Origin of the sequence: Bradyrhizobium sp. BEA-2-5 (assembly GCF_032918025.1) — a bacterium.
GTDB lineage: Bacteria > Pseudomonadota > Alphaproteobacteria > Rhizobiales > Xanthobacteraceae > Bradyrhizobium > Bradyrhizobium pachyrhizi.
Window position 1 is genome coordinate 7071416 of sequence record NZ_CP136629.1, and the last position, 22412, is coordinate 7093827.

Sequence of the window (22412 nt, forward strand, 5' to 3'; positions counted from 1 at the left end):
ACCGCTCGCCGCGCAATCTCATCGGGCCGCACAGCGAGCCAGATCGCGGCAAGCTCGGCCGCTCAGGAGAACAGGCGCTCCGCCTTGATCAGCGCGCGCGCGAGCGTATCGATCTCTTCATATGTGTTATAAAGAGCAAAGGAAGCGCGGCACGTCGCAGGCAAGCCAAAGCGCGCGAGCAACGGCATCGCGCAATGAGTCCCGGCGCGCACCGCGACCCCGAAGCGGTCAATGACGGTCGCGATATCGTGCGGATGCGCGACCTTCATGTCAAAGGACATGATCGCGCCCTTCTCTGCCGCCGTTCCGATGAGGCGCAGGGACTCGATGCTCTGCAGCTTTTCCTGCGCGTAAGCCAGCAGTGCGCTCTCGTGCTTGCGGATCCGCGCCTTGCCGATCGAATCAATGAAGTCGATAGCCGCGCCCAAACCGATCGCCTGGACGATCGGCGGCGTGCCTGCCTCGAACCGGTGCGGTGGATCACCATAGATCACGCCTTCGCGCGAAACCTGGCGGATCATCTCACCGCCCCCATTGAACGGTGGCATCGTCACCAGATTGGCATATTTGCCGTAAAGCACGCCTATGCCGGTCGGCCCATACAATTTGTGGCCCGTCATGACATAGAAATCGCAATCAATGTCGCGGACATCGACGTCCAGATGGACGCCCCCTTGTGAGCCGTCGACCAGCACCGCAATGCGGCGGGCATGCGCGAGACGGACCACGTCCTTTACCGGAACCAGCGTGCCGAGCGCGTTCGACATCTGGGTGATCGCGACGATTCTGGTGCGCGAGTTAAGGAGCTTTTCGAACTCCTCGATCAGGAAGTTGCCCTCGTCGTCGACCGGCGCCCACTTGATCACGGCACCATGGCGCTCCTTCAGGAAGTGCCACGGCACGATGTTCGAGTGGTGCTCCATAATCGAGAGAACGATCTCGTCACCCGGCATGATGAGCTCACGGCCAAAGGTTTGAGCAACCAGATTAATCGCCTCGGTCGCGCTACGGGTAAAGATGACTTCTTCGGTTCGATGTGCGTTCACAAACTGCGCTACCTTGGCTCGCGCGCCCTCATAGGCCTCGGTCGCGGCGTTGGCCAGGTAATGCAGCCCGCGATGCACATTTGCATATTCGCTGCAGTATGCCTGCATCATGCGGTCGAGTACGACCCTGGGCTTTTGCGCGGATGCGGCATTGTCGAGATATACCAGCGGCTGGCCATGGACCATCGTGGCGAGCGCGGGAAACTCCTTGCGCAGAAGATCGACGTCGTAGCCACCATTGCTGACCGCAGGATGCGTGTTCATCGCCGCGCCTTGAGCCAGCGGTCGGTTTGCGCGGTCGCAAAATCATGCAAATTATCGTTGGCCATCCCGTCAATCGCCTCACCAAGGAACGCCCGAATCAGCAGCGCTTGAGCATCGTTCTCGGACAGACCGCGAGCGCCCAAATAAAACAGGAGACTCTCATCCAACCCGCCTGATGTCGCTCCGTGACTGCAATTCACGTCGTCGGCAAAGATTTCGAGCTCTGGCTTATTGTCGGCCTCGGCCTGGTCTGACAGCAGCAGCACCCGCATCGTCATTTTGGCGTCGGTCTTCTGCGCGTCGGGACGAGCGATGATTCGCCCCTGGAACACCGAGCGGCCGGCCCCATCAGCGACCGCACGAAAATTCTGACGGCTAACGCAATGCGGCGCGGCGTGATCGACGACGAGTGTCGTGTCTGCGTGCTGCTCCTCCGTGAGCAGGTTGACGCCGTTCACGGAAAGCTCCGCCCCTTCGCCCGCCAGCGTGATGAAATCCTGATAGCGGCTGACGGCACCGCCGCGGGCCATGTCGAACAGATTAAGTTTGGCCCTGGAACCAACTGCTATGATCTCCGAGGAGATATTCGCTGCGTCGGGCGCATCTGCCCTCACGCGAAGATGCGAGAGGCCAGCCTGATTGCCAACCAGCACGATTTTGACATTGTTGGCCTGATAGCCGCCTGCGCTTTCGGCTGCGACAAAGCTTTCCAGTACGGTTCCCTGCGCGCGATCATCGAGGTGCAGATACGAGCGTGTAAAGTGAGATGCGGCGGAGGCGGTTGCGACGTGAATGACATGAAGAGGACGCCTCAGCGCCGTGCCTTCCGTGATCGTCACCACGACGCCATCAGTTGCCATCGCAGTATTGAGCGAGATCATTGCGTCAGCGGTCGTCGACAGCACCAAGCCGGCCATTGCGTCGCTCGCCGAACTTTCCAAAACCTCGCGCAGCGTCCGTACGATGACGCCTTTTCCGAGCTTGGCGACATCAGACAGACTGGGTACGAACACACCATCAACCAGCACCAGCTTGATTGCGCCTTTGAATGCCGCTTGCTGGACCGCAGCCTGCGCCCTCCTTAGCGCGGACGCATCTGGCGTGTCAGCGAGCAGCAGCACATCGCGCATCAATACGCGCAGATCTGTGTACTTCCACTCCTCGACGCGCCGGTGTGGCAGGCCGACCCGCTCGTAAGCCTCAAATGCTCGCGCTCGAATGTCGGCGATGCGACCCACCCCGGGCAAGCGCCCGCGCGCAGCCGCGAAGACATTGCTCGCCCGCTCCGCATTGTCTTTATCCTCCGGCATAGCCTTAGCCAAAACCAGATCCATCCGAAAATCCCCTGCGCGTCAGGCCGCGTCGTCGAATTGGGCGTAGCCAGAGGCCTCGAGCTCCAGCGCGAGCTGCTTGTCGCCGCTCTTCACAACCCGCCCTTTCGACATCACGTTCACGACGTCGGGCACGACGTAGTTCAAAAGCCGCTGATAATGCGTGATCATAATCATCGATCGGTCCTGCGAGCGCATTGCGTTGATGCCCTCGGCCACGATCCGCAGCGCATCGATATCGAGACCAGAATCTATCTCGTCCAGAATGCAAAGACTGGGTTCGAACAGCGCCATCTGCAAAACCTCGTTGCGCTTCTTCTCGCCGCCGGAGAAACCGACATTGACGCCCCGCTTCAGCATGCTCTGCGGAATGTTGAGTTGCTTGGCGACCGTGCGAGCCTTCTTCAGGAAATGCGGCGTCGAATATCCGCTTTGGCCACGCGCCTTGCGCTGCGCGTTGAGCGCGGTACGCAGGAAGTTCATGGTGGTCACGCCTGGAATCTCTACCGGATATTGGAAGGCAAGGAAGATACCCTTGGCGGCGCGCTGGTCCGGCGCCAGCGCGAGCAGATCTTCGCCCATGAACAGGATCTGACCTGCGGTGACCTGATAGCCGGGCTTGCCTGTGATGACGTGGCCGAGCGTTGATTTTCCCGAGCCGTTTGGTCCCATGATGGCATGCACCTCGCCCGCATTGACCGTGAGGTCGAGCCCGTGGAGGATCTCGCGACCCTCGACACAAACGTGCAAATTTCTGACTTCGAGTAACGGCATTCGAGCTATCCCTCACGTGCATCATCGGACCGGCGAGCCACTTTGGTTGGGCTCGCTAAAGCTGTAATTATCCGGTCGATCCCTCGAGCGAGATCGAGATCAGCTTCTGCGCCTCTACTGCGAACTCCATCGGCAGTTTCTGCAGCACCTCTTTGATGAAGCCATTGACGACGAGGCTGACAGCCTCCTCCTGCGACATTCCCCGCTGGATGCAGTAGAACAGCACGTCCTCGGAAATCTTCGACGTCGTCGCCTCATGCTCGAACGTCGCCGAGGAATTCTTGGCTTCGACATAGGGCACGGTAAGCGCGCCGCATTTGTCGCCGATCAGAAGCGAGTCGCAGGTGGTGTGGTTGCGCGCGCCAGCGGCGTTCCGATTTGCGCTGACAAGACCGCGATAAGTGTTCCGCGATTTGCCGGCGGCGATGCCTTTGGAGATGATCCAGCTCGACGTGTTCTTGCCGAGATGGAACATCTTGGTGCCAGAATCGACCTGCTGGAAACCGTTCGAGATCGCGATCGAGTAGAACTCGCCGCGTGAATTGTCGCCGCGCAGGATGCAGCTCGGATATTTCCAGGTGATCGCAGACCCGGTCTCGACCTGGGTCCAGGAGATCTTGGAATTGTTGCCGCGGCAGTCGCCTCGCTTGGTGACGAAATTGTAGATGCCGCCCTTGCCTTCCGAATTGCCCGGGTACCAGTTCTGCACCGTCGAATATTTGATCTCGGCATCGTCATGGGCGACGAGCTCGACCACGGCCGCATGCAGCTGGTTCTCGTCGCGCTGCGGCGCGGTGCAGCCTTCGAGATAGGAGACGTAGGCGCCCTTGTCGGCGATGATCAGCGTGCGCTCGAACTGGCCGGTGTTGCGCTCGTTGATGCGGAAATAGGTCGACAGCTCCATCGGGCAGCGCACACCCGGCGGCACGTAGACGAACGAGCCGTCGGAGAACACCGCCGAGTTCAGCGTCGCGTAGAAATTATCGGAAATCGGCACCACCGTTCCCAGATATTTCTGCACCAGTTCAGGATGCTCGCGGATCGCCTCCGAGATCGGCATGAAGATCACGCCGGCCTTCTTCAGCTCCGCCTTGAACGTGGTTGCAACCGAGACGGAGTCGAACACGGCATCGACCGCGATCTTGCGATTGGCCGACGGCTCGCCGCCCGGGGTGGGTTCGACGCCCTCGAGGATCGCAACCTCGCGCAGCGGAATGCCGAGCCTCTCATAGGTCTTGAGGATTGCCGGATCGATCTCGTCGATCGAGGATAGAGGCTTCTTCGGCTTCGGCGCCGCGTAATAGTGGATGTCTTGGTAATCAATGCCCGGATAGTGGACGCGGGCCCAGGTCGGTTCAGTCATCGTCAGCCAGCAGCGATACGCCTGAAGGCGCCATTCCAGCATCCAGGCCGGCTCGCTCTTCTTTGCGGAGATGAAGCGGACGGTGTCCTCCGACAGCCCCTTCGGGGCCTTGTCGGATTCGATCAGCGTCTCAAAACCATATCGATACTGATCGACGCCGATGCGAGCGACGCGCTCAGCCGTCTCTTGTGCCGCTACCATTGCCCGCTCCGCTCGCTCAGGGACGATTCCGACGACTTCCGGCGCCAGCTGCGGCCTGCTCTGCTAGCCGCAAAGGCGCGTGCGTGAGTCGCCAGTTCGGGGCTTAAAACCGGCCAAACCAAGCGACCGGTCACATAATTCGCCAACTCCAATAGCGTCTTGACCTTGATGCACGCCGAAGACCCACTCATCGACCAACCTCTAGGCCGGCACACAGGTGTCGGGCACCGGGCAGACAGCCGCGCATTGTGGCGCGTCGAAATGCCCATCGCATTGGGTGCACTTCACCGGATTGACCACATAGATGTCGTTCTTGAGACTAATTGCGTCGTTGGGGCATTCGAACTCACAAGCGCCACAGACGGTGCACTGGGACGCGATTATCTTGTAAGCCATGCGATTCCTTGGACAGGAGGTACGGGACGGCTTCATCCCTTCAAGCCTCATGCCAAACGCCGAGCCTTGATTTGTATCGGCTATTTTCCGTCGCATGTTGCAGCTTGGACAGCTTGTCGCAAACCCTACAGTACGCAATCCCAAGGCTTGATTTCGATGCTGTCCTTGTTCAGCGACGTAGCCGCTCCGCCCGCACCGCGCAGCTATCATTGCTGACCGAATTGGCTCTACGTTCCAGAGCAATTCAATTCGCGCTCAAAAGATCGATGGGGTCAAAAAAAAGGCCACTCCAATGAGTGGCCCAAGTTAGGGAGGAAACGCCCCTAGGGGGCCTGGGAGATCAGGCCGCAGCCTGTTCGATCGGTGAAAATGGTAGGCCGAGACTCTCTGCCACTGCCTTGTAGGTCAACCGGCCCCGATAGACGTTCAGGCCAGCGCGCAAGTGCGGATTTTCAAGCACGGCCGAAAATCCCTTTTTCGCGAGCGCCAAGCCGAATGGCAGCGTGGCGTTGTTCAAGGCCTGGCTCGAGGTCAGCGGGACAGCTCCGGGCATATTGGCTACGCAATAATGAATGATGCCGTCCACCTCGTAAGTTGGATCATCGTGGGTTGTCGGGTGTGATGTTTCAAAACAGCCGCCCTGATCGATAGCGACATCCACGATCACCGCTCCCTTGCGCATTGAACTCAACATGCCGCGGCTAACAAGTTTTGGTGCGCTGGCGCCCGGAACAAGCACCGCGCCAATGACGACGTCCGCCGCAAAGACCTCCTGCTCCACGGCGTCGATTGTCGAGAACCTGGTACGAACGCGCCCCTCGAAGAGTTCATCCAGCTCACGAAGCCGCGGTATCGAGCGGTCGATGATCGTAACCTCAGCACCCAAACCGACCGCCATGCGCGCCGCATGCGTCCCGACAACGCCTCCACCGATCACCACGATGCGAGCCGGCGGAACACCGGGCACGCCACCGATCAACAGCCCCCGACCGCCCGCATACCGCTTCAGGGCGCTACCTGCCGCTTCGATGGCAAGCCTGCCCGCGACCTCGCTCATTGGCGCCAGCAGTGGAAGGCCGCCATGCGGGTCAGTCACGGTTTCATAGGCGATCGCTGTGCAACCCGATTTCAGCAGTCCTTTTGCCTGCTCCGGATCGGGCGCCAGATGCAGATAGGTGAAGAGGATCTGATTCTCTCGGAGCTGGACCCATTCGGACGGCTGGGGTTCTTTGACCTTTACGATCATCTCGCTCGAGGCGAATACCTCACGCGCGGACCCCAGAATAGTTGCGCCCGCGTTGCGATAATTGTCGTCGGTTGCGCCAATCCCCGCGCCGGCGTTGGTCTCCACCATCACGCGGTGGCCGGCAGCCACATATTCCCGGACAGCTCCAGGGGTCAGGCCCACGCGATATTCGTGTGTTTTGATTTCCTTGGGAACACCGAGCTTCATTTTGCAATTCTCCCTGCCTCAGCGTTCCTTTTAGTCGGAAGGACGCTGCAATACTGATGAGGAGGCGGCTAGATGGCGCAGAAATTCTGCAACATCTAAGCTGTTACGCAGGATTTCGGACAAACAGGTCCCGGACGGATCCATATGACATCCTTGCGGAGCTCGCCACGTCGAGCAACTGCCGAGAACGATCCATAAAGCAACGAAGAAGGTCCGATGATGAGCGCAAAGAGGACCTTGCCAACCCAACTCTTGGGAGTTCGGCAAATTTCTCGCTGATCTTGGTGTGCCGAATGATGCCAGGGGACCATCTCAAAGTCGCTGTCGCTTGCTCAACTGAAGTGAAGCGGCTGATGGCGGAGAAGAAGACCAGATTGAACCCGCTGGGCTGGTCGGCATGAAGCGACCCGGCCCGTCCAAGCCTGTTTCGTTGGCATTTCAAGCTGGTTTTAGTGGAAAAGCCGCTGCGAGGGATTACGGCATTCGACCGGAACGTTGAAATAGCGATAAAGCCAATACCTGAAGCGGGGCAAAGCCGGGCGATCAGGTTTATCCCGCCCTAGCCGCAGATCGGGAGGGTTCATGACATTTAGTGCGACCGCAGCCACCAGCGCCCACGAGCCCACCCTTCATTGTCCGAATTGCAACCACGAGATCCGGCTGACCGAATCGCTCGCCGCCCCGCTTCTCGCGGAAACCCGCCAGCGCTTCCAAGAACAACTCGCCAGCAAGGACGTGGAGGTCGCGCGCAAGACCGAAGCGCTGCGGCAGGAGCGCGAACAGCTGCAAAAGGATCGCGAGCTGATCGAAGACCAGGTGGCTCGACGGTTGGCGGCCGAGCGCAGCCAACTTGTCGCGATGGAGACCAAGAAAGCGCGCGATGCGGCCGCAGCTGAACTGCAGGCACGTACAACCGAATTGGCCGAGCTCCGGCAGATTCTCGAGGCGAACAACACCAAGCTGGCGGAGGCGCAGCAGGCCCAGGCCGAACTTATCCGCAAGCAACGAGCACTCGATGACGAGAAGCGCGAGCTTGATCTGACCATTGAGAAACGTGTCCAGGCTTCAGCTGAACAGATCCAGGCAAAGGCAAGGCAGGAAGCTGACGAAGCCGCTCGACTGCGAGTCGCGGAAAAAGACCAGACAATCGAGTCGATGGCCCGCACAATCGAGGAGCTCAAGCGTAAGGCTGAGCAAGGGTCACAACAATCGCAGGGCGAGGTCCTGGAGCTTGAGCTGGAAGGTGTACTTCGCGGCCGCTTTCCAACTGACCTGATTGAGCCGGTGGGCAAAGGCGAACTTGGCGCAGACGTCGTGCAGCAGGTCAATGGCTCTATCGGGCAGGCCGCGGGCATTATCCTCTGGGAATCCAAGCGCACCAAGGCTTGGAGCGACGGGTGGCTTGGCAAGCTCCGGGATGATCAGCGCCGCTGCGGAGCCGATGTTGCGCTCATCGTATCACAGGCGCTTCCAAAACATGTCGAACACTTCGACCTGATTGACGGGATATGGGTGACGCACCCCCGATGCGCTCTGCCGGTTGCGGTGGCCCTCCGTCAGGCACTTATTGACGTCACCGGCTCGCGCCTTGTGCAGCAAGGCCAGCAATCGAAGATGGAGCAGGTCTACCATTACCTGACGGGGACTAAATTCCGGCAGCGGGTGGACGCCGTAGTTGAGAAGTTCAACGACATGCGTGATGACCTCGACAAGGAACGAAAATTCATGGGGCGGCAGTGGGCCAAGCGGGAAACGCAAATTTTGGCCGTCGTCGACTCGACAGTCGGGATGGTCGGAGATCTTCAAGCCATCGCGGGCAAGGCCATGCCGGAGATCTCAAGTTTGGACATCCAGCTGCTCGAGAATGGCGTCGAACCGGAGCGAAAGACAGGATGAATGACTGCCGGCAAGCCGGACGCATATTCGAACCTTTGCGGCGGCAGACCGTCCCCATGCCGCCTAAACGGCCAGTCACGCCGCGGCCTTGTGGAACGTCGCCTCTTGGAAGATGGCAGCTTGCGCAGACGGCGGATGAACCTATCAAAAGCCGAATTTGCAAGGACAGCCACACCACAAGTCAGTACCGGTCCGCCATCACAATTGGCGCCGCGAGCGTGACCGAGCACAGGAGCACGCCCAGCATTGCGAATGCCCACGGAAGGCCAGCCATATTTGAGATAAAGCCGACGATAGCAGGACCGACGAACAGACCAGTGTAGCCGGCCGTCGTGGTGACTGCGATTGCAAGGCGGGCCGGCATTGTCTTCTGTTTGCCGGCCCGGCGGCACAGCACCGGCACGATATTCGCAGCACCCAATCCGATAAGCAGGCATCCCGCCATGGCAATCGGTCCAACAGGCGCCGCTAGCAGCGCCGCAAAACCCGCCATGATCGGCAGAGTTCCGAGCATCAATGTGGTGCGATCGCCGAGCCGCGTCACGACGGCATCTCCGCCGAGGCGGCCTGCTGTCATGGCAATGGAAAACAGCATGTAACCGAAGCCGCCATGCGCCTTCGAGACAAGACCTTGATCAACGAGAAACAAGGCGCTCCAGTCGAGCATTGCGCCTTCGACAAGAAAGGTCATGGCCGCAAGCGTTGCTATGAGCAACACGCCGCGATCGGGCAGGACGAACCCAAGTCGCTGCTCGGTCCGACCTGTTGCGAGAAACCGCGGCCATGCCAATGCAAGTGCAATCGTCATCAGCGCCGAACAGATCAATGTTGAAACAAGCGCATCAGTCCCTAGCGAGAGGGAGGTGGTCATAATAGCGGAGCCGGCGATTTCGCCTATGCAGAACTGGCCGTGGAAGCCGGACATCAACGGACGGCCAGCAGCGCGCTCGACTTCTGTTGCGTGAACATTCATGGCTATGTCGATCGAGCCAAGCGAAACCCCGAAAGCAAGAAGCACGGCGCCGAGCCAAAGAGATGTGCTGGCCACAGCGAGCCACGGCAGGATGAGCGCAAGGCCAAGACCGCCACCAAGGATGATGGTCTGGCTGCCGTAACGCGCATTCGCCGCGCCGGTGACGAGCATAGCAACGGCGGATCCAACGCCAAGCCAGAGCAACACCAGACCAAGCTCGCCATCATCGATCGCAAGCCGCTCCTTGGCGAGCGGCACCAGAGGTGCCCATGAGGCAAAGCCGAATCCGGCAACGAAAAATGCTAATCGGGTCGCGAGCGAGCCGGCTGGCCGATCGGTAGACGATAACACAGGGCACTCCGGCGAAAAAAGCCCGCAAGCGTGGCGCCGACCACCTTTGGGCGCTTGCCTACTGGCGATGCTCGGCTGGACGATGATACGTCGGGCTGAACGTTCCACTCGTAGCAAGTGTGATGCCAAAGATGACGCGCGACGTCCCGTGGTGTGAGCCTCAGAGCGGTGCTGAGGCCTCGATAGCGCATTGCCGCTTGCATGTCGGATCGGTCCGTGCGGCCCAATTGACCATGCTGCGTTTGCACATCATTTCATGACTGTCGCAGGCACAACAACGCTGGTCGGCCATGTCGCAAAGCGGACAAGGACCATGCCGCAGTTGCCAGGTCGAAGTCGCGCGATGCGGCGTGCATCACTAGGTATTTCAAGATGACACGCCTGCGCCTGCTCCAGAGGCGGGAGCAATTGAGACTTCCCGGAAGTCGAACCAGTCCTTCGTGCCGGCGCTGGCGCCCTCAACAAATCCGCGGCAGTTGTTCGCCCGACAGCCAGTCGACGATCCGGCCACCGCCAAAGCTCGTCGCCATCTGCACGAAATGGTGACGATCAGCGACCGCTTCGCCGATATCAGCTGCATCGGACCCGAGCGGATGGGCCTTCATGGCGGCAAGCACGGCATCCGCCATATCTGCCGCCACGATTGCAACGAGTTTGCCCTCGTTGGCAACATGGAGCGGATCAAGCCCAAGGAGTTCGCAGGCAGCCGTAACGGCCGGCTTTACCGGGATCGCCTCTTCCTGCAGGCGGAATCCAAGGCTGGATTGGTGCGCAATCTCGTTGAGCGTTGCGGCAAGACCGCCGCGCGTGGGGTCACGCATCACTCGGATGCTGGCGCCGCCGGCCGCAACCATTACGGCGACGAGATCATGCAGAGCTGCGGAATCCGAGACAATGTCGACCTGGAAAGCGAGGTTATGGCGTCGCGACATGATCGCAACCCCATGGTCGCCGAGGCAGCCAGAAACCAGTACCCGGTCGCCGATCCGTGCGTTCTCGGCGGACAGCTCGAGCCCGTTGGCCAGAACGCCAACCCCCGTCGTCGAGATGAACAGGCCGTCGGCCTTGCCGCGCTCGACCACCTTGGTGTCGCCGGTGATGATGTGAACGCCGGCGGCACGGGCTGCTGCACCCATCGAATCCGCAATCGTCTTCAGATCCGAGAGCCGGAAGCCCTCTTCAAGGATGAAACTTGCCGAAAGATAGAGTGGGCGCGCACCGGCCATTGCGACATCGTTGATTGTGCCGTGCACCGCGAGTGACCCAATATTGCCGCCGGGAAAGAACAGCGGCGAAACCACATAGCTGTCAGTCGTCATCACCATCCTGCCCGAGCGGACACCGAAGGCCGACTGATCGTTGCAACGGGCGAGCCATTCATTGCCGAACGCTTCGTGAAACAGGCCGAGGACCAGCTGCGTCGTGGCGCGTCCCCCGGAACCGTGGGAAAGGTCGATGCATCCATTCTTGATATCGAGCTTGCGCTGATAGGACTTCACTCGCATCATGCCCGCCGCAGCTGATGGTCGCGGAAGCGGCCATAGGTCCAGTGCGCGGCGCAGGCGCCCTCGGACGAGACCATGCAGGACCCTATGGGCGTTTCCGGCGTGCAGACCGTGCCGAACAGCTTGCAGTCGACCGGTTTCTTCACGCCGCGCAGGATGGCGCCGCATTCACACGCCGGATTGTCGGCAACGCGCAGCTCGTGCATGTCGAAGCGCACCTCGGCGTCGTATCTGGCGTAGGCGCGCTTCAGCTTCAGCCCGCTATAGGGTATGAGCCCAAGCCCGCGCCATTCGAATTGGTCGCGGAGCTCAAACACGTTAGACATCTCTTCGATGGCGCGGTGGTTGCCTTCACGCTTCACCGCACGGCTATATTGGTTCTGCACCTCAGATCGGCCGTCATTGACCTGCCGCACCAGCATCAGGATCGCCTGCATCATGTCGAGAGGCTCGAAGCCCGCGATCACGACCGGCTTGCCGAATTCTTCGGCCAAACGCCCGTAAGGCTCCGTACCGATGATGGTGCTGACATGCGCAGGCCCGATAAAGCCGTCGATTTCGGCCCGACCGACATCGTGGCGATCGGGACTATCGAGAATGTTCTGCATCGCCGGCGGCGTCAGCACGTGGTTGCAGAACACGCTGAAATTCTTCAGCCGCTTCTTCTTGGCAAGCCGGATCATCACTGCCGTCGCAGGCGCCGTGGTCTCAAATCCAATGGCAAAAAAGACCACCTCCTGATCCGGCGTGTGCTCGGCGATCCGGATCGCATCAAGCGTCGAATAGACCATTCGAATGTCAGCGCCGAGCGCCCTGGCTCGTAACAGGGATTGTCCTTGCGTGCCGGGCACACGCATCAGGTCGCCGTAGACACAGAGAGTGACCTGCGGCCGGGCGACTAACCGGATCGCCATGTCGATCCGGCTACTGGGCAGAACACAGACCGGACAGCCCGGCCCGTGGATCAAGCGGACATTCGCCGGGAGCATGTCCTCCAGGCCATAACGCGAGATCGCATGCGTGTGGCCGCCGCAGAATTCCATGAAGCGATAGGCCCGTTGTGGATTGGCCTCAGTGCCGATCGTCTGCGCGAGACGCTGGGCAATGGTCTTGTCGCGAAATTCGTCGGCATATTTCATGACCCGAGCTCCTGCCCGACGCTACCTAGTTCCTGCAGGAGCTCCAGCGTACGCTCAGCTTCCGCGGGGTCGATTTTGACCAGGGCGTAACCGACATGGACAAGGACGTAATCCCCCACGGCGAGATCATCGATCAGCGCAATCGATATTTCCAAGCTGACGCCATCGATGGACACAATGGCCATGTCACCGGGAAGGAGTTCGGCGACCTCAGCCGGTACCGATAGACACATATCAGACTATTCCTTCCAGAGCTTGCGGCTGCTCAGCAGTCTGAAGAGCGGCGATCCACGCTTGGCCGAGGCTCAAGCCGCCGTCGTTAGGTGGAACCTGCCGTGGCAACAGCGCAGTGAGGCCGGCCGCAATGCAGCCGCCCTGGATTTCGTCTGCGAGCACCGCGTTCAGGAAGCAACCACCGCTCAGAACGACGGTTGTGACGCCAGTTGTCTGCGCAGAGCGTGCGACCCAATCAACGCAGCCGGCGGCAAACGTGCCATGAAAAAGCTCGGCTCCCTCGGCGGCGCCGATATCGTTTGCAACCAACCGCGCAAACAGTGGACGAAATGATAGAACGCCATCATTGATCATCCAGCCCGCTTCGAGCACGGCAGTCTGCCGCACCCGCGCCTCGAGCTTCATCGCGGCTTCCCCCTCATAGCTCTGCAGGGTCGCAACCCCGAGCAGCGCCGCTACTGCATCGAACAGCCGGCCCGCGCTGGTCGTGGTGGCCCCGCAAGGCCGATCGAGCAATGCCCGCAGATGCTCAGCCTGCGGCTGCGACGCAAAGCGAGAAGCAATTTCATGTCCCCGTCCCAAAATCTGAAGCATCGCACTCGCCATCCGCCAGGGCTCGCGGGCCGCGCGATCCCCGCCAGGCACTTGCAAGGGTGCGAGATGTCCGATGCGTCGAAACCGGGCGCCGTCGCACAACAAGAGCTCGCCACCCCAGTTGCCGCCGTCGTAGCCATAGCCATGGCCGTCGAGCAGAAGGGCGAGCGTAGGCGCGGCGAGACCATGCTCTGCGATGACGGCAGCGGCATGCGCGTGATGGTGCTGGACAGCGATCAGGGCGCAGCCGCTTGCTTCGGCAAAGCGGGTAGATGCCATGTCGGGATGCAGATCATGAGCCATGATGACAGGCCTGACGTCGAGGGTCGAGGTGAGATGGCGGACCGTCTCCCCGAAAACGCGAATCCCTTCAGGCGTATCGAGGTCGCCGATGTGCTGGGAGACAAAGGCCTCGTTGCCGCGCGTCACCGCCACCGTCGACTTCAGCGCTCCGCCGACGGCAAGCAGGGGCGCCACCGAGCGCGCAAGCCGGATCGGTTCGGGAACATAGCCGCGGGCGCGGCGAATGAATTGGCGCTGTCCGGCCACGACCGACACCACGGAATCATCAGCACGCGTCAGGATATCGCGATCATGAGTCACAATAAGATCGGCGATGCCGGCAAGCCGCCGCAACGCCTGGCCGTTGTCGATCGGTAGCGGTTCGCCTGCGAGATTGGCGCTGGTTGCGACGATGACCGGACCACCGCTCTCGACGGCCGGACCGCCATCCCTCCGCCTTGCGCCAATCGAGCCGAGCGCATGGAAGATAAGGTGATGCAGCGGCGCCACGGGCAGCATGACGCCGAGGCGCGACAGGCCGGGGGCTATCGCGGGCGCAAGATGGTTGCGCGAGCGCAGCAAAACGATTGGGCGAGCTACGGTTTCCAGCAATGCGAGCTCGGCGGCGTTGGTCTGCGCAATCTCGTTGGCCTGCTCTATGGAGCCGATCATGACCGCGAACGGCTTCTGGTCGCGCTGCTTCCGCTTACGCAAACGCCGCACCGTGTCATGATTGGCTGCATCGCAAAGCAGCTGATAGCCGCCGAGCCCCTTGATCGCCACGATCTGGCCCGCGGCAATCGCCGCGGCAATGTCGTCGATCCCATGACTGAGCTGAGGGCCACATGCGGGGCAGGCGATCGCCTCGGCGTGAAAACGACGGCTCAAAGGATCGGCATATTCGGCCGCGCAGGCAGTACACATCGCGAAGGCCTTCATCGCAGTGTTGCGGCGATCATACGGTAGCTGTCCGGCGATGGTGTAGCGCGGACCGCAATGCGTGCAGTTGATGAAGGGATAGCGGTAATAGCGGCTTGTTGGGTCGAACAACTCATCTAAACATTGCTGGCAGGTCGCGGCATCGGCGACGATGCGCGTCGACACCCTGCCCTGCTCGCTGCCGCGGATCGAAAAGTCTTTGACCCCAAGCGCGCCGATCTCCTGAACCAAGATTTGGTCGATGCGCGCCAATACTGGCCTTTCGAGCGGCAAGGCGGCCACGAACTTGGACGTACCCTCACCCTCGACCTCGATGATGACGCCGTCGGGATCGTTGGCGACGAACCCGGCAAGCCCATAACGAGCAGCGAGACCATATACATACGGACGAAAGCCGACGCCTTGAACGGCGCCGCTGACGCGAAGGCGCAGACGCGTTCCCGAGCCGGCGATTGCCTCGTTCATCTCGTGCCGCCCGCGACAGGACGGGTCTGACCTGCGGCTTGTTTCCCAATCCAGGCGTAAAGCGCGGCAAAGCCCTCGCCGGTACGCGCTGAAGCCGTCAGCACTTCAATCGCTGGATTGACGCGTCGCGCATACTCGACAGTCTGACCCAAATCGAAATCGACCAGGCGCGCCAGATCAATTTTGTTGATCAGCATCAGCGACGAGGCTGCGAACATGTCGGGGTATTTCAGCGGCTTGTCCTCGCCCTCAGTGGTCGAGAACACCACGATCTTGCAGGCCTCGCCGAGATCGAACGCCGCCGGGCAGACCAGATTGCCGACATTCTCGATGAAGAGCAGGCCGCGCTTGAGCGGCGGCAAGCGGCGATAGGCCTCGCCGACCATGGCGGCATCGAGGTGACAGCCCTTGCCGGTATTGACCTGGATCGCCGGCACGCCGGTGGCGCGAATGCGCTCGGCATCGTTCGAGGTCTGCTGGTCGCCTTCGATCACCCCAAGCTGCCAGCTCCGCTTGAGCTCGCTGACGGCGCGGACGAGGAGCGAGGTTTTTCCCGCGCCAGGACTTGAAACAAGATTGAACACAAGCATGTCATCGGCCAGGAATCGGGCGCGGTTGTCGGCCGCGATCCTGTCGTTCCTGCCGAGGATGTCGCGCCCGATCTGAATGACCCGCTCGCTGCTCATGCCCGCGAGCGTCAAGCCGGCCGGGTCAGCCGCGCAATCCAAAAGCGCCCGTCCGCCACGAGCCTGCTGATGGTTGTGATCATGATGGCGGCGATGATGAGGGCGTTGAGAATGATGCACGTCGTGGCCGGTATGCAACTGATCAAGGTCGTGACCGTGACCGTGTGCATGGCGATGATCATTGGCATGCGCACCTTGCGCGTGGGTGCGTTCGGTGGCGGGCACTCCTTCGCTACAGCCGCATATGCTACACATCAGTCGATCTCCAGCTCTTTGACCCGCATCTCTTCACCCGCAGTCACCTGCAGCTGGTAGCTGCCGCAGCGGGGGCATGGCTCGCAGCGCCGGGCAATCTCGACGCTTGTCGAACAGGCCATGCACCAGGCGAGGCCAGGCTGCTCGACGATCTTAAGAACCGCGCCCTCGGCGATGGTCCGCGCAGCAACGACCGCAAAGCTGAGCTTCATCGCTTCCGGAGCGACATAACTCAGCGCTCCGACCTCCAGACACACGCTCTTCACCTTCGAGAACGATCGCCGGCGCGCCTCCTCCTCGACAATCTGGATGATGCCCTCGCAAAACGCCATTTCATGCATCGCAGACATCGCGAAAATTGAGGGTGAAGGCGGCGCAAGGGTCGAACGATTCAATCATCGCGAGAATGGCAGCTCGTGCCTGCGGCCTCGCCATCAGCACCGCGCCCTGCAAACTGCGGACCAGCGGTCCGCGCGGGTGGAAATTCCATTCGGTCGGCGTAAGACATGCGAAGCGCGATATCTGCCCATGACGGTCGAGCTCAACCGCGTGATAAAGACGTCCCCTGGCGCATTCGATCGCGGCCGCACCACGGCGCGGTCCTAGTCCGTAGCTTTCCGCGATCCCATCCTTCGCGGTCTCAATATGAGCCCCGGCTTTGAGCCACGCGCACAGAGCGACGATTTCGGCAATCCGCGCCTTCAGCCGCTCAGCCGGGGCCGATCGGCCTGGCGAAAGTCGGCCACGCATCATTTGGCGCGCCCACGGACCCGTCTCTGGAACACGGCGTCCTAGGTCGGGGCAACGGCAAACTCTCACGTCATTCGCGAGCAGCCGTTCAATGATGTCGTGGTCGTCGGCAACGGACAGGAACGAATGCTGCATCGGCACACCCTTCAATACGACTTCGTCGAGCGCGGCGATGCGAACAGCGAGCGGGCTGCCGCACAATGGCGCGCCACCTTCATTTGATATGCCGAGAGCCGTCAGCGCGGCCGGCAAACGCGCCGTTGCCTCGCGTGGAATGGGACCGCAGCCGGCCTCTGCGCTGCCGACAAGCGCCGACACGTCCTGCATCATGGCGCGGATCGCGCAAGCACTGGTGGCATCCTTTGCGAAATGGGCGACAAACAGGCCCCGCAGCAGTTCCGCGAGCCGCTCGGCAACGACGCGGGTCGTACGATGCTGCCTCGTCGCAAGGTTGATGCCTACGCCACGCGCCGCCTCGATCGCGGACAGGAATGCCACCTGATGCGCGGCAGCACACAACGAAAACAGCCGCGGCAGCGCATTGAGCAACGAACTGGCGGGTCTTCCGGCGAATAACCGCGCCAGTGGCGGCCGGACGGGCGGCAGGATTTCGACCGTGGCAATCTTGTCGCCAGCAAGCGATACGGTGACCTCTATTCCGTTACTAATGGCGTGGCTCATGCGCACGCCCTCGCGCCCTCTGCGAGATCGTAGACGATCCGGCAGATGCCGCACCCCATGCGCGCGTCGTCTGCGAGATTCTCCCGGACGGCAACAGTCTCGAAGCTCGTCATTTGAAGTAGGCCTCGATGATTTCCTGCAGCCGCTCGGCGGAATCCTCGAAATCCTCGTCCGCCGCCAGCGCAACCGTCGGCACGCCGCCGACTTCGAGCGTATCGAGAATGATGGTGTCCATGGCGTTGAAGAACTGCACCGACCAGACATGCCGGACGCCGGTCGCCTGCACGCGGCACGTGCCGTAGCCACGCGAGGTGAGAAGGATCGGCCCGTTGCCAACGCTTTGCTGCAGAAACGCCTGGTCGACCGGGCTCATCGGCATGAGCGTGAAATTGATGATATGCGCGCTCATGCCGGGCCGCCAACCCAGCGCCCGTTCTCGAAGTTCCGCGAGCACCGGTAGCACGTTCATCGCGCCTTCCGGCGCCGCATTGATCGTAAGATTAGTCGACGTCAGGTCGGTTGCCGCGCGCCGCACGATCTGCGGTATTGCGCCGACTTCGATATATTCTTGTGCCGGGTCGCTGCCGATGCACACGCGCCAAATTCCTGCAAGCAAACTTTCTTCGATCCGTGCCACAGAGCCATCCGGCAGCACAGCGACGCCGGCGATTTCGCCCGTCCCAAGTACGTCGGCGATCAGCTTGCGCTCAAGATCGCTGAGAGTTCGCAAGCTTGAACTGCTGCGTTTGTGCAGCGCTCTTCTGGCCGGCAACGGCAGCGGCGAGATTTGACAACAGTGCCACGGCATTCGGACAATTCCTTGCCAGCTCGACGCCATCGAGCGAAGCGAGCTTGGCAAGCCCGGCAGCAGCCGTCGGCCCGCTATGGCCTGCCTCGAGGCTTTCCGCGCCGGTCGGAAACACGCGCAGCGGATGCTCGGCGCCTTGCGCAAAGGAAATGCCTGCTTTCATGACGCGACGTTCGCTCGTGCGGGCTGAGGAGTGACATTCTTGACGACAGACGCGCCGGCGCGCAGGTGATCAATGAGTCTGAACATGTGGTCCGTACAAATTCTCCATATCCCGGCCCGTGCGTCGTTGCTTGCGATCACGGCCTTGGACGGACCGCGCCGTGTCAAATCATGCTTTCTCGACTGGAAGCTCATCAGGCTCCTTTCTATCGCCGCGGTTCACGGGACGGGTGATAGCAAAGTGTGTGCCAATCACCGCTTTGTCGCAGTTCTGCTTTCCGCTCCGATCAGCAGTGCAAGGCCCCGCTTGGGCTCCTCGGCGTCAAGCTTGTTTCGGCGCGACACTTGTTATCCATGAACAATGGCGAGTTGAACAATGGCAAGTGGGCGGGACGGCAAGCGACGCTTGCTAGCGGAGGTGCCCGGGCAGCTGCGGCTCGCGACCGATCAAATCCGCAAAGAACTGGTCGCAGTCGTGGCCATCGATGGCCGCATCGAGGCCGTCGAGCGCCTCGGCGATCAGCCGTGCCTCATCGTCCTCCAGGAGCCGCACCGCGGTATCGATATGGACCAGCACCTCGGCGCCGACCGGCGGCTTGGAGAGCAGCATGACCGAGACGAACCGCTTTTCATTGCCATACTCGCACAGCGCCGAGATGCCGTCGGTCTCGATAATCGTCATTGGCAGGCCAAGGCACATCGTAACCAACACATCGTAGCCTGCGAGCCGCTAGATCGGCCGCGTCCTCGTCTCATAGTTTGCTCGGTCGATATCGTTCGCGAGCAAGCGTTCCGAGGGAGGCAACGGCGCGGTCCGAAGTCTTGCCGGCGCCCCCCACTGCATCAACAGTTCGCAAGCCAATTCGATCGCAGGCGCAATCTGGGTGCGCACCGGAGCGGTCAGCGGACCGCCCCAATTCTCCAGATCCATCGGCTGACAGCCAATGAGAGCAAGCTCTCGCGGGCAGCGGCCAAGCAGGTCGGCCGCACTTAAGACGTCCTGGAAGCCGGTTTGATGCAGACTCATCTTCTTCGCGCCGGTGAAGCGTGGCACCTCGTCGCCGCGCACGAGCTTCAGCTTGCCTGGCGGCAGACCATAATCGATGGCATCGAACACGAGCAAGCAATCGGCTTCCTCGAGAAAATTGACCAGATAGAGCCCCTGCGTTCCGCCATCGAGAATCGTGACATTATCAGGCACGGCGTAGCGGCGGTGGAAGTCCTCCACCGCGCGCACGCCAAAGCCTTCATCGGCCCACAGGATGTTGCCGATGCCGAGCACCAGGATACGTTTTGGGTTCTGCGGGGTCAGCATCGGCATCCTCAATCAATCGCGGAATTCGCGCTCGCCCGAAATGATGGAGGAGATGGTGCTCCGGCGCGACATGATATCCTCCCAGACCGCCGCGTAGATGTGGAGGAGCGCAAAGCACACGATGACCCACATGCCAAGACGGTGCCAGGTATGAACGTCCTGGCTGTTCGGCCAGATCGCAAACACCCAGCCGAACAGCTTGTACTGCCAGCTGTCGATGCCCGAGCCCTGCGCATAAAGTGCAAAGCCTGTGACGATCATGAACGAGGTCGTCAGCGTAAACATGAAGAACATCGCGAGCTGAGCTAGCGGATTGTGCCCGACATGTTTCTTCGGCTTGGCCGCAAGGAAAGCGTACCAGCGCACCGCGTGCCAGAACGCGCTCCAAAAGCATCTGCGCCAAATCGGCACGTAGAAGATCTGTCTCGCATGGGAGTTTCCCACCAAGGCCAAACAGATGCGCAGCAGGAAGCCGATGGCGAGCACATAACCTGCGGAAAAATGCGCAAAGCGGAGATAGCCGAACAGGAAATTATCGCTTGCCTCTCCCGGCATTGACGGTATCCCGGTTCCGATGACGTAGCCGGTTATGCCCAAGACCAGAATGGTTGCCGCATTGACCCAATGCCACAGCTGCAGCGGCGCTTCATAGAGGTAGACGACATCACGCTTGACACTGCGATCACGCCGTGCCGCATCGTTGCCAATACGTGTGGTAGCGGCTTGCGGCATCTTGTCCAGCACGGCAGCCTCCTTATCGAACCTTGACCGAAGCCAGTTCCTGGCCGTCCGGGCTCATGACGTGCGTCGAACAGGCCAGGCACGGATCGAAGGAATGGATCGTGCGCAGGATCTCGAGCGGCTGCTCGGGATTGACCATCGGCGTGTTCATCAGCGACGCCTCGAAGGCGCCGATATTTCCCTTGGGATCGCGCGGCGAGCCGTTCCAGGTCGTCGGCACCACGCACTGGTAGTTGTCGATCTTGGTGTCCTTGATCTTGATCCAGTGCGCGAGCGCGCCGCGCGGGGCCTCGGTGAAGCCGACGCCCTTGGCCTCCTTCGGCCAGCTCTCCGGCTTCCACTTGCTGGTATTGGCCGTTGAGGTGTCCCCCGCCTTGATGCTGGCCACCAGCTTGTCCTGGAAATAGCGCAGCTGATGCGCCGCCCACTGGCACTCGAGCGCACGCGCTGCAGTGCGGCCGAGCGTCGAGAAAAGCGCCGTCACGGGAAGATCGAGTGTCTTGAGCAGTCTGTCGGTCGGATCCCTGAATTCCGCCTTGCCTTGCGCGTAGCCTATGATGTATCGCGCCAGCGGGCCGACCTCCATGGCGTGACCGCGCCAGCGCGGCGCCTTGATCCAGGAATACTTGCCGCCTTCGTCGAGCTGCTCGATCGCGGTCTTGGTGCCCTTCGCGTTGGGCCCCAGCACGTAATTCGGCTCGGTGACACCGTCCCAGGGATGAAGCCCGCTGGAATCGTCGGGGTATTTGTACCAGGAGTGCGCGACGAATTCCTGGATCTGCTCGGGATCACCGTGATCGATCGGCAAGACCTCCTTGAGATTGCCATCAAGGATGACGCCGCGCGGCAGCTTGAGACTTGTCGCGGAATAATCATTGGCGTTTTCGGGGATGTCGCCATAGGACATCACGCTCTTGGCCGACAAACCGCCGCCATAGAGCCAGTCTTTGTAGACTGCGCCGATCGCCGCAACGTCCGGCAGGTATACCTTTTCGACGAACTCGATCGAACGGTCAATGATCGAGGACACCAGGTTCAGCCGCTCCATGTTGATGGCACCGACAGCGCCGGTGCCGTCGACATTGATCGGACAGGGCACGCCGCCGACGAGCCAGTTGGGATGCGGGTTCTTGCCGCCGAAGATGGTGTGGATCTTGACGATCTCCTTCTGGAAATCGAGCGCCTCCAGATAATGCGCCACCGCCATCAGATTGGCTTCGGGCGGCAGCCTATAGGCCTTGCTGCCCCAATAGCCATTCTTGAACGGACCGAGCTGTCCTGACTCGACGAACTTTGTGAGCCTGATCTGCAGATCCTTGAAATAGCCCGGTGATGAAAGCGGCCAGGACGAGACCGACTGCGCCAATCTCGAGGTCGCCTTGGGATCGGCCTTGAGTGCTGAGACCACGTCGACCCAATCCAGCGCGTGCAGGTGATAGAAATGGACGACGTGGTCATGCACCTGCAGGGCAAGCTGCATCAGGTTGCGGATCGAATTGGCATTCTCCGGGATGGTGATCCCGAGCGCGTTCTCGACCGCGCGCACCGAGGTCAGCGCGTGCGTGCCGGTGCAGACGCCGCAGATCCGCTCGGTAAACGCCCAGGCGTCGCGCGGATCGCGGCCGCGCAGGATGGTTTCGATGCCACGCCACATCGTTCCGCTCGAGACGGCATTGCGGATCACATTGTCCGAATCGAGGTTGACTTCGACACGCAGATGACCCTCGATTCGAGTTAGCGGATCGACGACAACGCGCTTGCCGGACCCATCGAGCTTGAATCCATTGGGGGTCTTCACGCCCACCTGC

19 protein-coding genes and 1 pseudogene are annotated in these 22412 nt (G+C 61.0%); 1 reads left to right on the forward strand and 19 read right to left on the reverse strand.

The window, feature by feature from the left end:
• Positions 1 to 62 precede the first annotated feature (62 nt).
• From RX327_RS32975 to ald, 6 genes are all read right to left on the reverse strand, one after another.
• A complete protein-coding gene (locus tag RX327_RS32975; protein WP_317248366.1) occupies positions 63 to 1310 on the reverse strand; it encodes a cysteine desulfurase in 1248 nt (415 codons plus the stop codon).
• The gene (sufD, locus tag RX327_RS32980; RefSeq protein WP_317248367.1) at positions 1307 to 2644 is read right to left on the reverse strand and encodes a Fe-S cluster assembly protein SufD; all 1338 of its coding nucleotides are present in this window, start codon (positions 2642 to 2644) and stop codon (positions 1307 to 1309) included. Before sufD ends, RX327_RS32975 begins: the two co-directional genes overlap by 4 nt.
• Before the next feature lie 18 nt (positions 2645 to 2662).
• Positions 2663 to 3415: a Fe-S cluster assembly ATPase SufC gene (gene sufC, locus RX327_RS32985; RefSeq protein ID WP_317248368.1), complete on the reverse strand. Its 753-nt coding sequence runs from the start codon at positions 3413 to 3415 to the stop codon at positions 2663 to 2665.
• A gap of 67 nt (positions 3416 to 3482) precedes the next feature.
• A complete protein-coding gene (sufB, locus tag RX327_RS32990) occupies positions 3483 to 4979 on the reverse strand; it encodes a Fe-S cluster assembly protein SufB (protein WP_317248369.1) in 1497 nt (498 codons plus the stop codon).
• A 201-nt stretch (positions 4980 to 5180) separates the two neighbouring features.
• Positions 5181 to 5375: a 4Fe-4S dicluster domain-containing protein gene (locus tag RX327_RS32995; protein WP_317248370.1), complete on the reverse strand. Its 195-nt coding sequence runs from the start codon at positions 5373 to 5375 to the stop codon at positions 5181 to 5183.
• A gap of 340 nt (positions 5376 to 5715) precedes the next feature.
• On the reverse strand, positions 5716 to 6828 hold the full coding sequence (gene ald / locus RX327_RS33000) for an alanine dehydrogenase (protein WP_317248371.1): 1113 nt from the start codon (positions 6826 to 6828) through the stop codon (positions 5716 to 5718).
• Positions 6829 to 7410: 582 nt separating this feature from the next.
• On the opposite strand from ald, the gene RX327_RS33005 reads away from it, so the two are divergent.
• Complete coding sequence (locus tag RX327_RS33005) at positions 7411 to 8724, forward strand: DUF2130 domain-containing protein (RefSeq protein ID WP_317248372.1); 1314 nt, start codon at positions 7411 to 7413, stop codon at positions 8722 to 8724.
• A 181-nt stretch (positions 8725 to 8905) separates the two neighbouring features.
• Here the strand turns inward: RX327_RS33005 and RX327_RS33010 are convergent, their stop codons facing one another.
• The 13 genes and pseudogenes from RX327_RS33010 to RX327_RS33075 form a co-directional block, all read right to left on the reverse strand.
• Positions 8906 to 9958: an MFS transporter gene (locus tag RX327_RS33010; RefSeq protein WP_410712215.1), complete on the reverse strand. Its 1053-nt coding sequence runs from the start codon at positions 9956 to 9958 to the stop codon at positions 8906 to 8908.
• A gap of 548 nt (positions 9959 to 10506) precedes the next feature.
• A complete protein-coding gene (gene hypE, locus RX327_RS33015) occupies positions 10507 to 11553 on the reverse strand; it encodes a hydrogenase expression/formation protein HypE (RefSeq protein ID WP_317248374.1) in 1047 nt (348 codons plus the stop codon).
• Positions 11553 to 12692: a hydrogenase formation protein HypD gene (gene hypD / locus RX327_RS33020; RefSeq protein WP_317248375.1), complete on the reverse strand. Its 1140-nt coding sequence runs from the start codon at positions 12690 to 12692 to the stop codon at positions 11553 to 11555. Before hypD ends, hypE begins: the two co-directional genes overlap by 1 nt.
• Positions 12689 to 12877: a HypC/HybG/HupF family hydrogenase formation chaperone gene (locus RX327_RS33025; RefSeq protein WP_317248376.1), complete on the reverse strand. Its 189-nt coding sequence runs from the start codon at positions 12875 to 12877 to the stop codon at positions 12689 to 12691. Before RX327_RS33025 ends, hypD begins: the two co-directional genes overlap by 4 nt.
• Positions 12878 to 12926: 49 nt before the next feature.
• Complete coding sequence (gene hypF / locus RX327_RS33030; protein ID WP_317248377.1) at positions 12927 to 15206, reverse strand: carbamoyltransferase HypF; 2280 nt, start codon at positions 15204 to 15206, stop codon at positions 12927 to 12929.
• Positions 15203 to 16147, reverse strand: coding sequence for a hydrogenase nickel incorporation protein HypB (gene hypB, locus RX327_RS33035; protein WP_317248378.1), 945 nt, complete (start codon positions 16145 to 16147; stop codon positions 15203 to 15205). The genes hypF and hypB overlap by 4 nt, the downstream gene beginning before the upstream one ends.
• Entirely contained in the window at positions 16147 to 16488 is a 342-nt protein-coding gene (gene hypA, locus RX327_RS33040; RefSeq protein ID WP_283088418.1) for a hydrogenase maturation nickel metallochaperone HypA, read from the reverse strand. The genes hypB and hypA overlap by 1 nt, the downstream gene beginning before the upstream one ends.
• A complete protein-coding gene (locus RX327_RS33045) occupies positions 16481 to 17578 on the reverse strand; it encodes a nickel-dependent hydrogenase large subunit (protein WP_317248379.1) in 1098 nt (365 codons plus the stop codon). Before RX327_RS33045 ends, hypA begins: the two co-directional genes overlap by 8 nt.
• Before the next feature lie 109 nt (positions 17579 to 17687).
• Positions 17688 to 18549, reverse strand: a pseudogene (locus RX327_RS33050) (hydrogenase expression/formation protein).
• Positions 18550 to 18957: 408 nt separating this feature from the next.
• A complete protein-coding gene (locus tag RX327_RS33060) occupies positions 18958 to 19248 on the reverse strand; it encodes a HypC/HybG/HupF family hydrogenase formation chaperone (RefSeq protein WP_317251379.1) in 291 nt (96 codons plus the stop codon).
• A 30-nt stretch (positions 19249 to 19278) separates the two neighbouring features.
• Positions 19279 to 19863 carry a HyaD/HybD family hydrogenase maturation endopeptidase gene (locus RX327_RS33065; protein ID WP_317251380.1) on the reverse strand — a complete coding sequence of 195 codons (585 nt, stop codon included), beginning with the start codon at positions 19861 to 19863 and terminating at the stop codon, positions 19279 to 19281.
• 12 nt (positions 19864 to 19875) lie between these two features.
• Positions 19876 to 20595, reverse strand: a complete 720-nt coding sequence (gene cybH / locus RX327_RS33070) for a Ni/Fe-hydrogenase, b-type cytochrome subunit (protein ID WP_317251381.1) — start codon at positions 20593 to 20595, stop codon at positions 19876 to 19878.
• Positions 20596 to 20617: 22 nt separating this feature from the next.
• On the reverse strand, positions 20618 to 22408 hold the full coding sequence (locus RX327_RS33075; RefSeq protein ID WP_317248382.1) for a nickel-dependent hydrogenase large subunit: 1791 nt from the start codon (positions 22406 to 22408) through the stop codon (positions 20618 to 20620).
• Positions 22409 to 22412 lie beyond the last annotated feature (4 nt).

Excerpts from the sequence above, each read along its gene's own strand:
- hypA (WP_283088418.1), bottom strand. The coding sequence starts at position 16,488 with ATGCATGAAATGGCGTTTTGCGAGGGCATCATCCAGATTGTCGAGGAG.
- sufB (WP_317248369.1), bottom strand. The coding sequence starts at position 4,979 with ATGGTAGCGGCACAAGAGACGGCTGAGCGCGTCGCTCGCATCGGCGTC.
- hypE (WP_317248374.1), bottom strand. The coding sequence starts at position 11,553 with ATGCGAGTGAAGTCCTATCAGCGCAAGCTCGATATCAAGAATGGATGC.
- RX327_RS32975 (WP_317248366.1), bottom strand. The coding sequence starts at position 1,310 with ATGAACACGCATCCTGCGGTCAGCAATGGTGGCTACGACGTCGATCTT.
- hypD (WP_317248375.1), bottom strand. The coding sequence starts at position 12,692 with ATGAAATATGCCGACGAATTTCGCGACAAGACCATTGCCCAGCGTCTC.
- sufC (WP_317248368.1), bottom strand. The coding sequence starts at position 3,415 with ATGCCGTTACTCGAAGTCAGAAATTTGCACGTTTGTGTCGAGGGTCGC.
- hypF (WP_317248377.1), bottom strand. The coding sequence starts at position 15,206 with ATGAACGAGGCAATCGCCGGCTCGGGAACGCGTCTGCGCCTTCGCGTC.
- RX327_RS33065 (WP_317251380.1), bottom strand. The coding sequence starts at position 19,863 with ATGCTGACCCCGCAGAACCCAAAACGTATCCTGGTGCTCGGCATCGGC.
- RX327_RS33025 (WP_317248376.1), bottom strand. The coding sequence starts at position 12,877 with ATGGCCATTGTGTCCATCGATGGCGTCAGCTTGGAAATATCGATTGCG.
- RX327_RS33005 (WP_317248372.1), top strand. The coding sequence starts at position 7,411 with ATGACATTTAGTGCGACCGCAGCCACCAGCGCCCACGAGCCCACCCTT.
- sufD (WP_317248367.1), bottom strand. The coding sequence starts at position 2,644 with ATGGATCTGGTTTTGGCTAAGGCTATGCCGGAGGATAAAGACAATGCG.
- cybH (WP_317251381.1), bottom strand. The coding sequence starts at position 20,595 with ATGCCGCAAGCCGCTACCACACGTATTGGCAACGATGCGGCACGGCGT.
- RX327_RS32995 (WP_317248370.1), bottom strand. The coding sequence starts at position 5,375 with ATGGCTTACAAGATAATCGCGTCCCAGTGCACCGTCTGTGGCGCTTGT.
- RX327_RS33060 (WP_317251379.1), bottom strand. The coding sequence starts at position 19,248 with ATGTGCCTTGGCCTGCCAATGACGATTATCGAGACCGACGGCATCTCG.
- hypB (WP_317248378.1), bottom strand. The coding sequence starts at position 16,147 with ATGTGTAGCATATGCGGCTGTAGCGAAGGAGTGCCCGCCACCGAACGC.
- ald (WP_317248371.1), bottom strand. The coding sequence starts at position 6,828 with ATGAAGCTCGGTGTTCCCAAGGAAATCAAAACACACGAATATCGCGTG.
- RX327_RS33045 (WP_317248379.1), bottom strand. The coding sequence starts at position 17,578 with ATGAGCCACGCCATTAGTAACGGAATAGAGGTCACCGTATCGCTTGCT.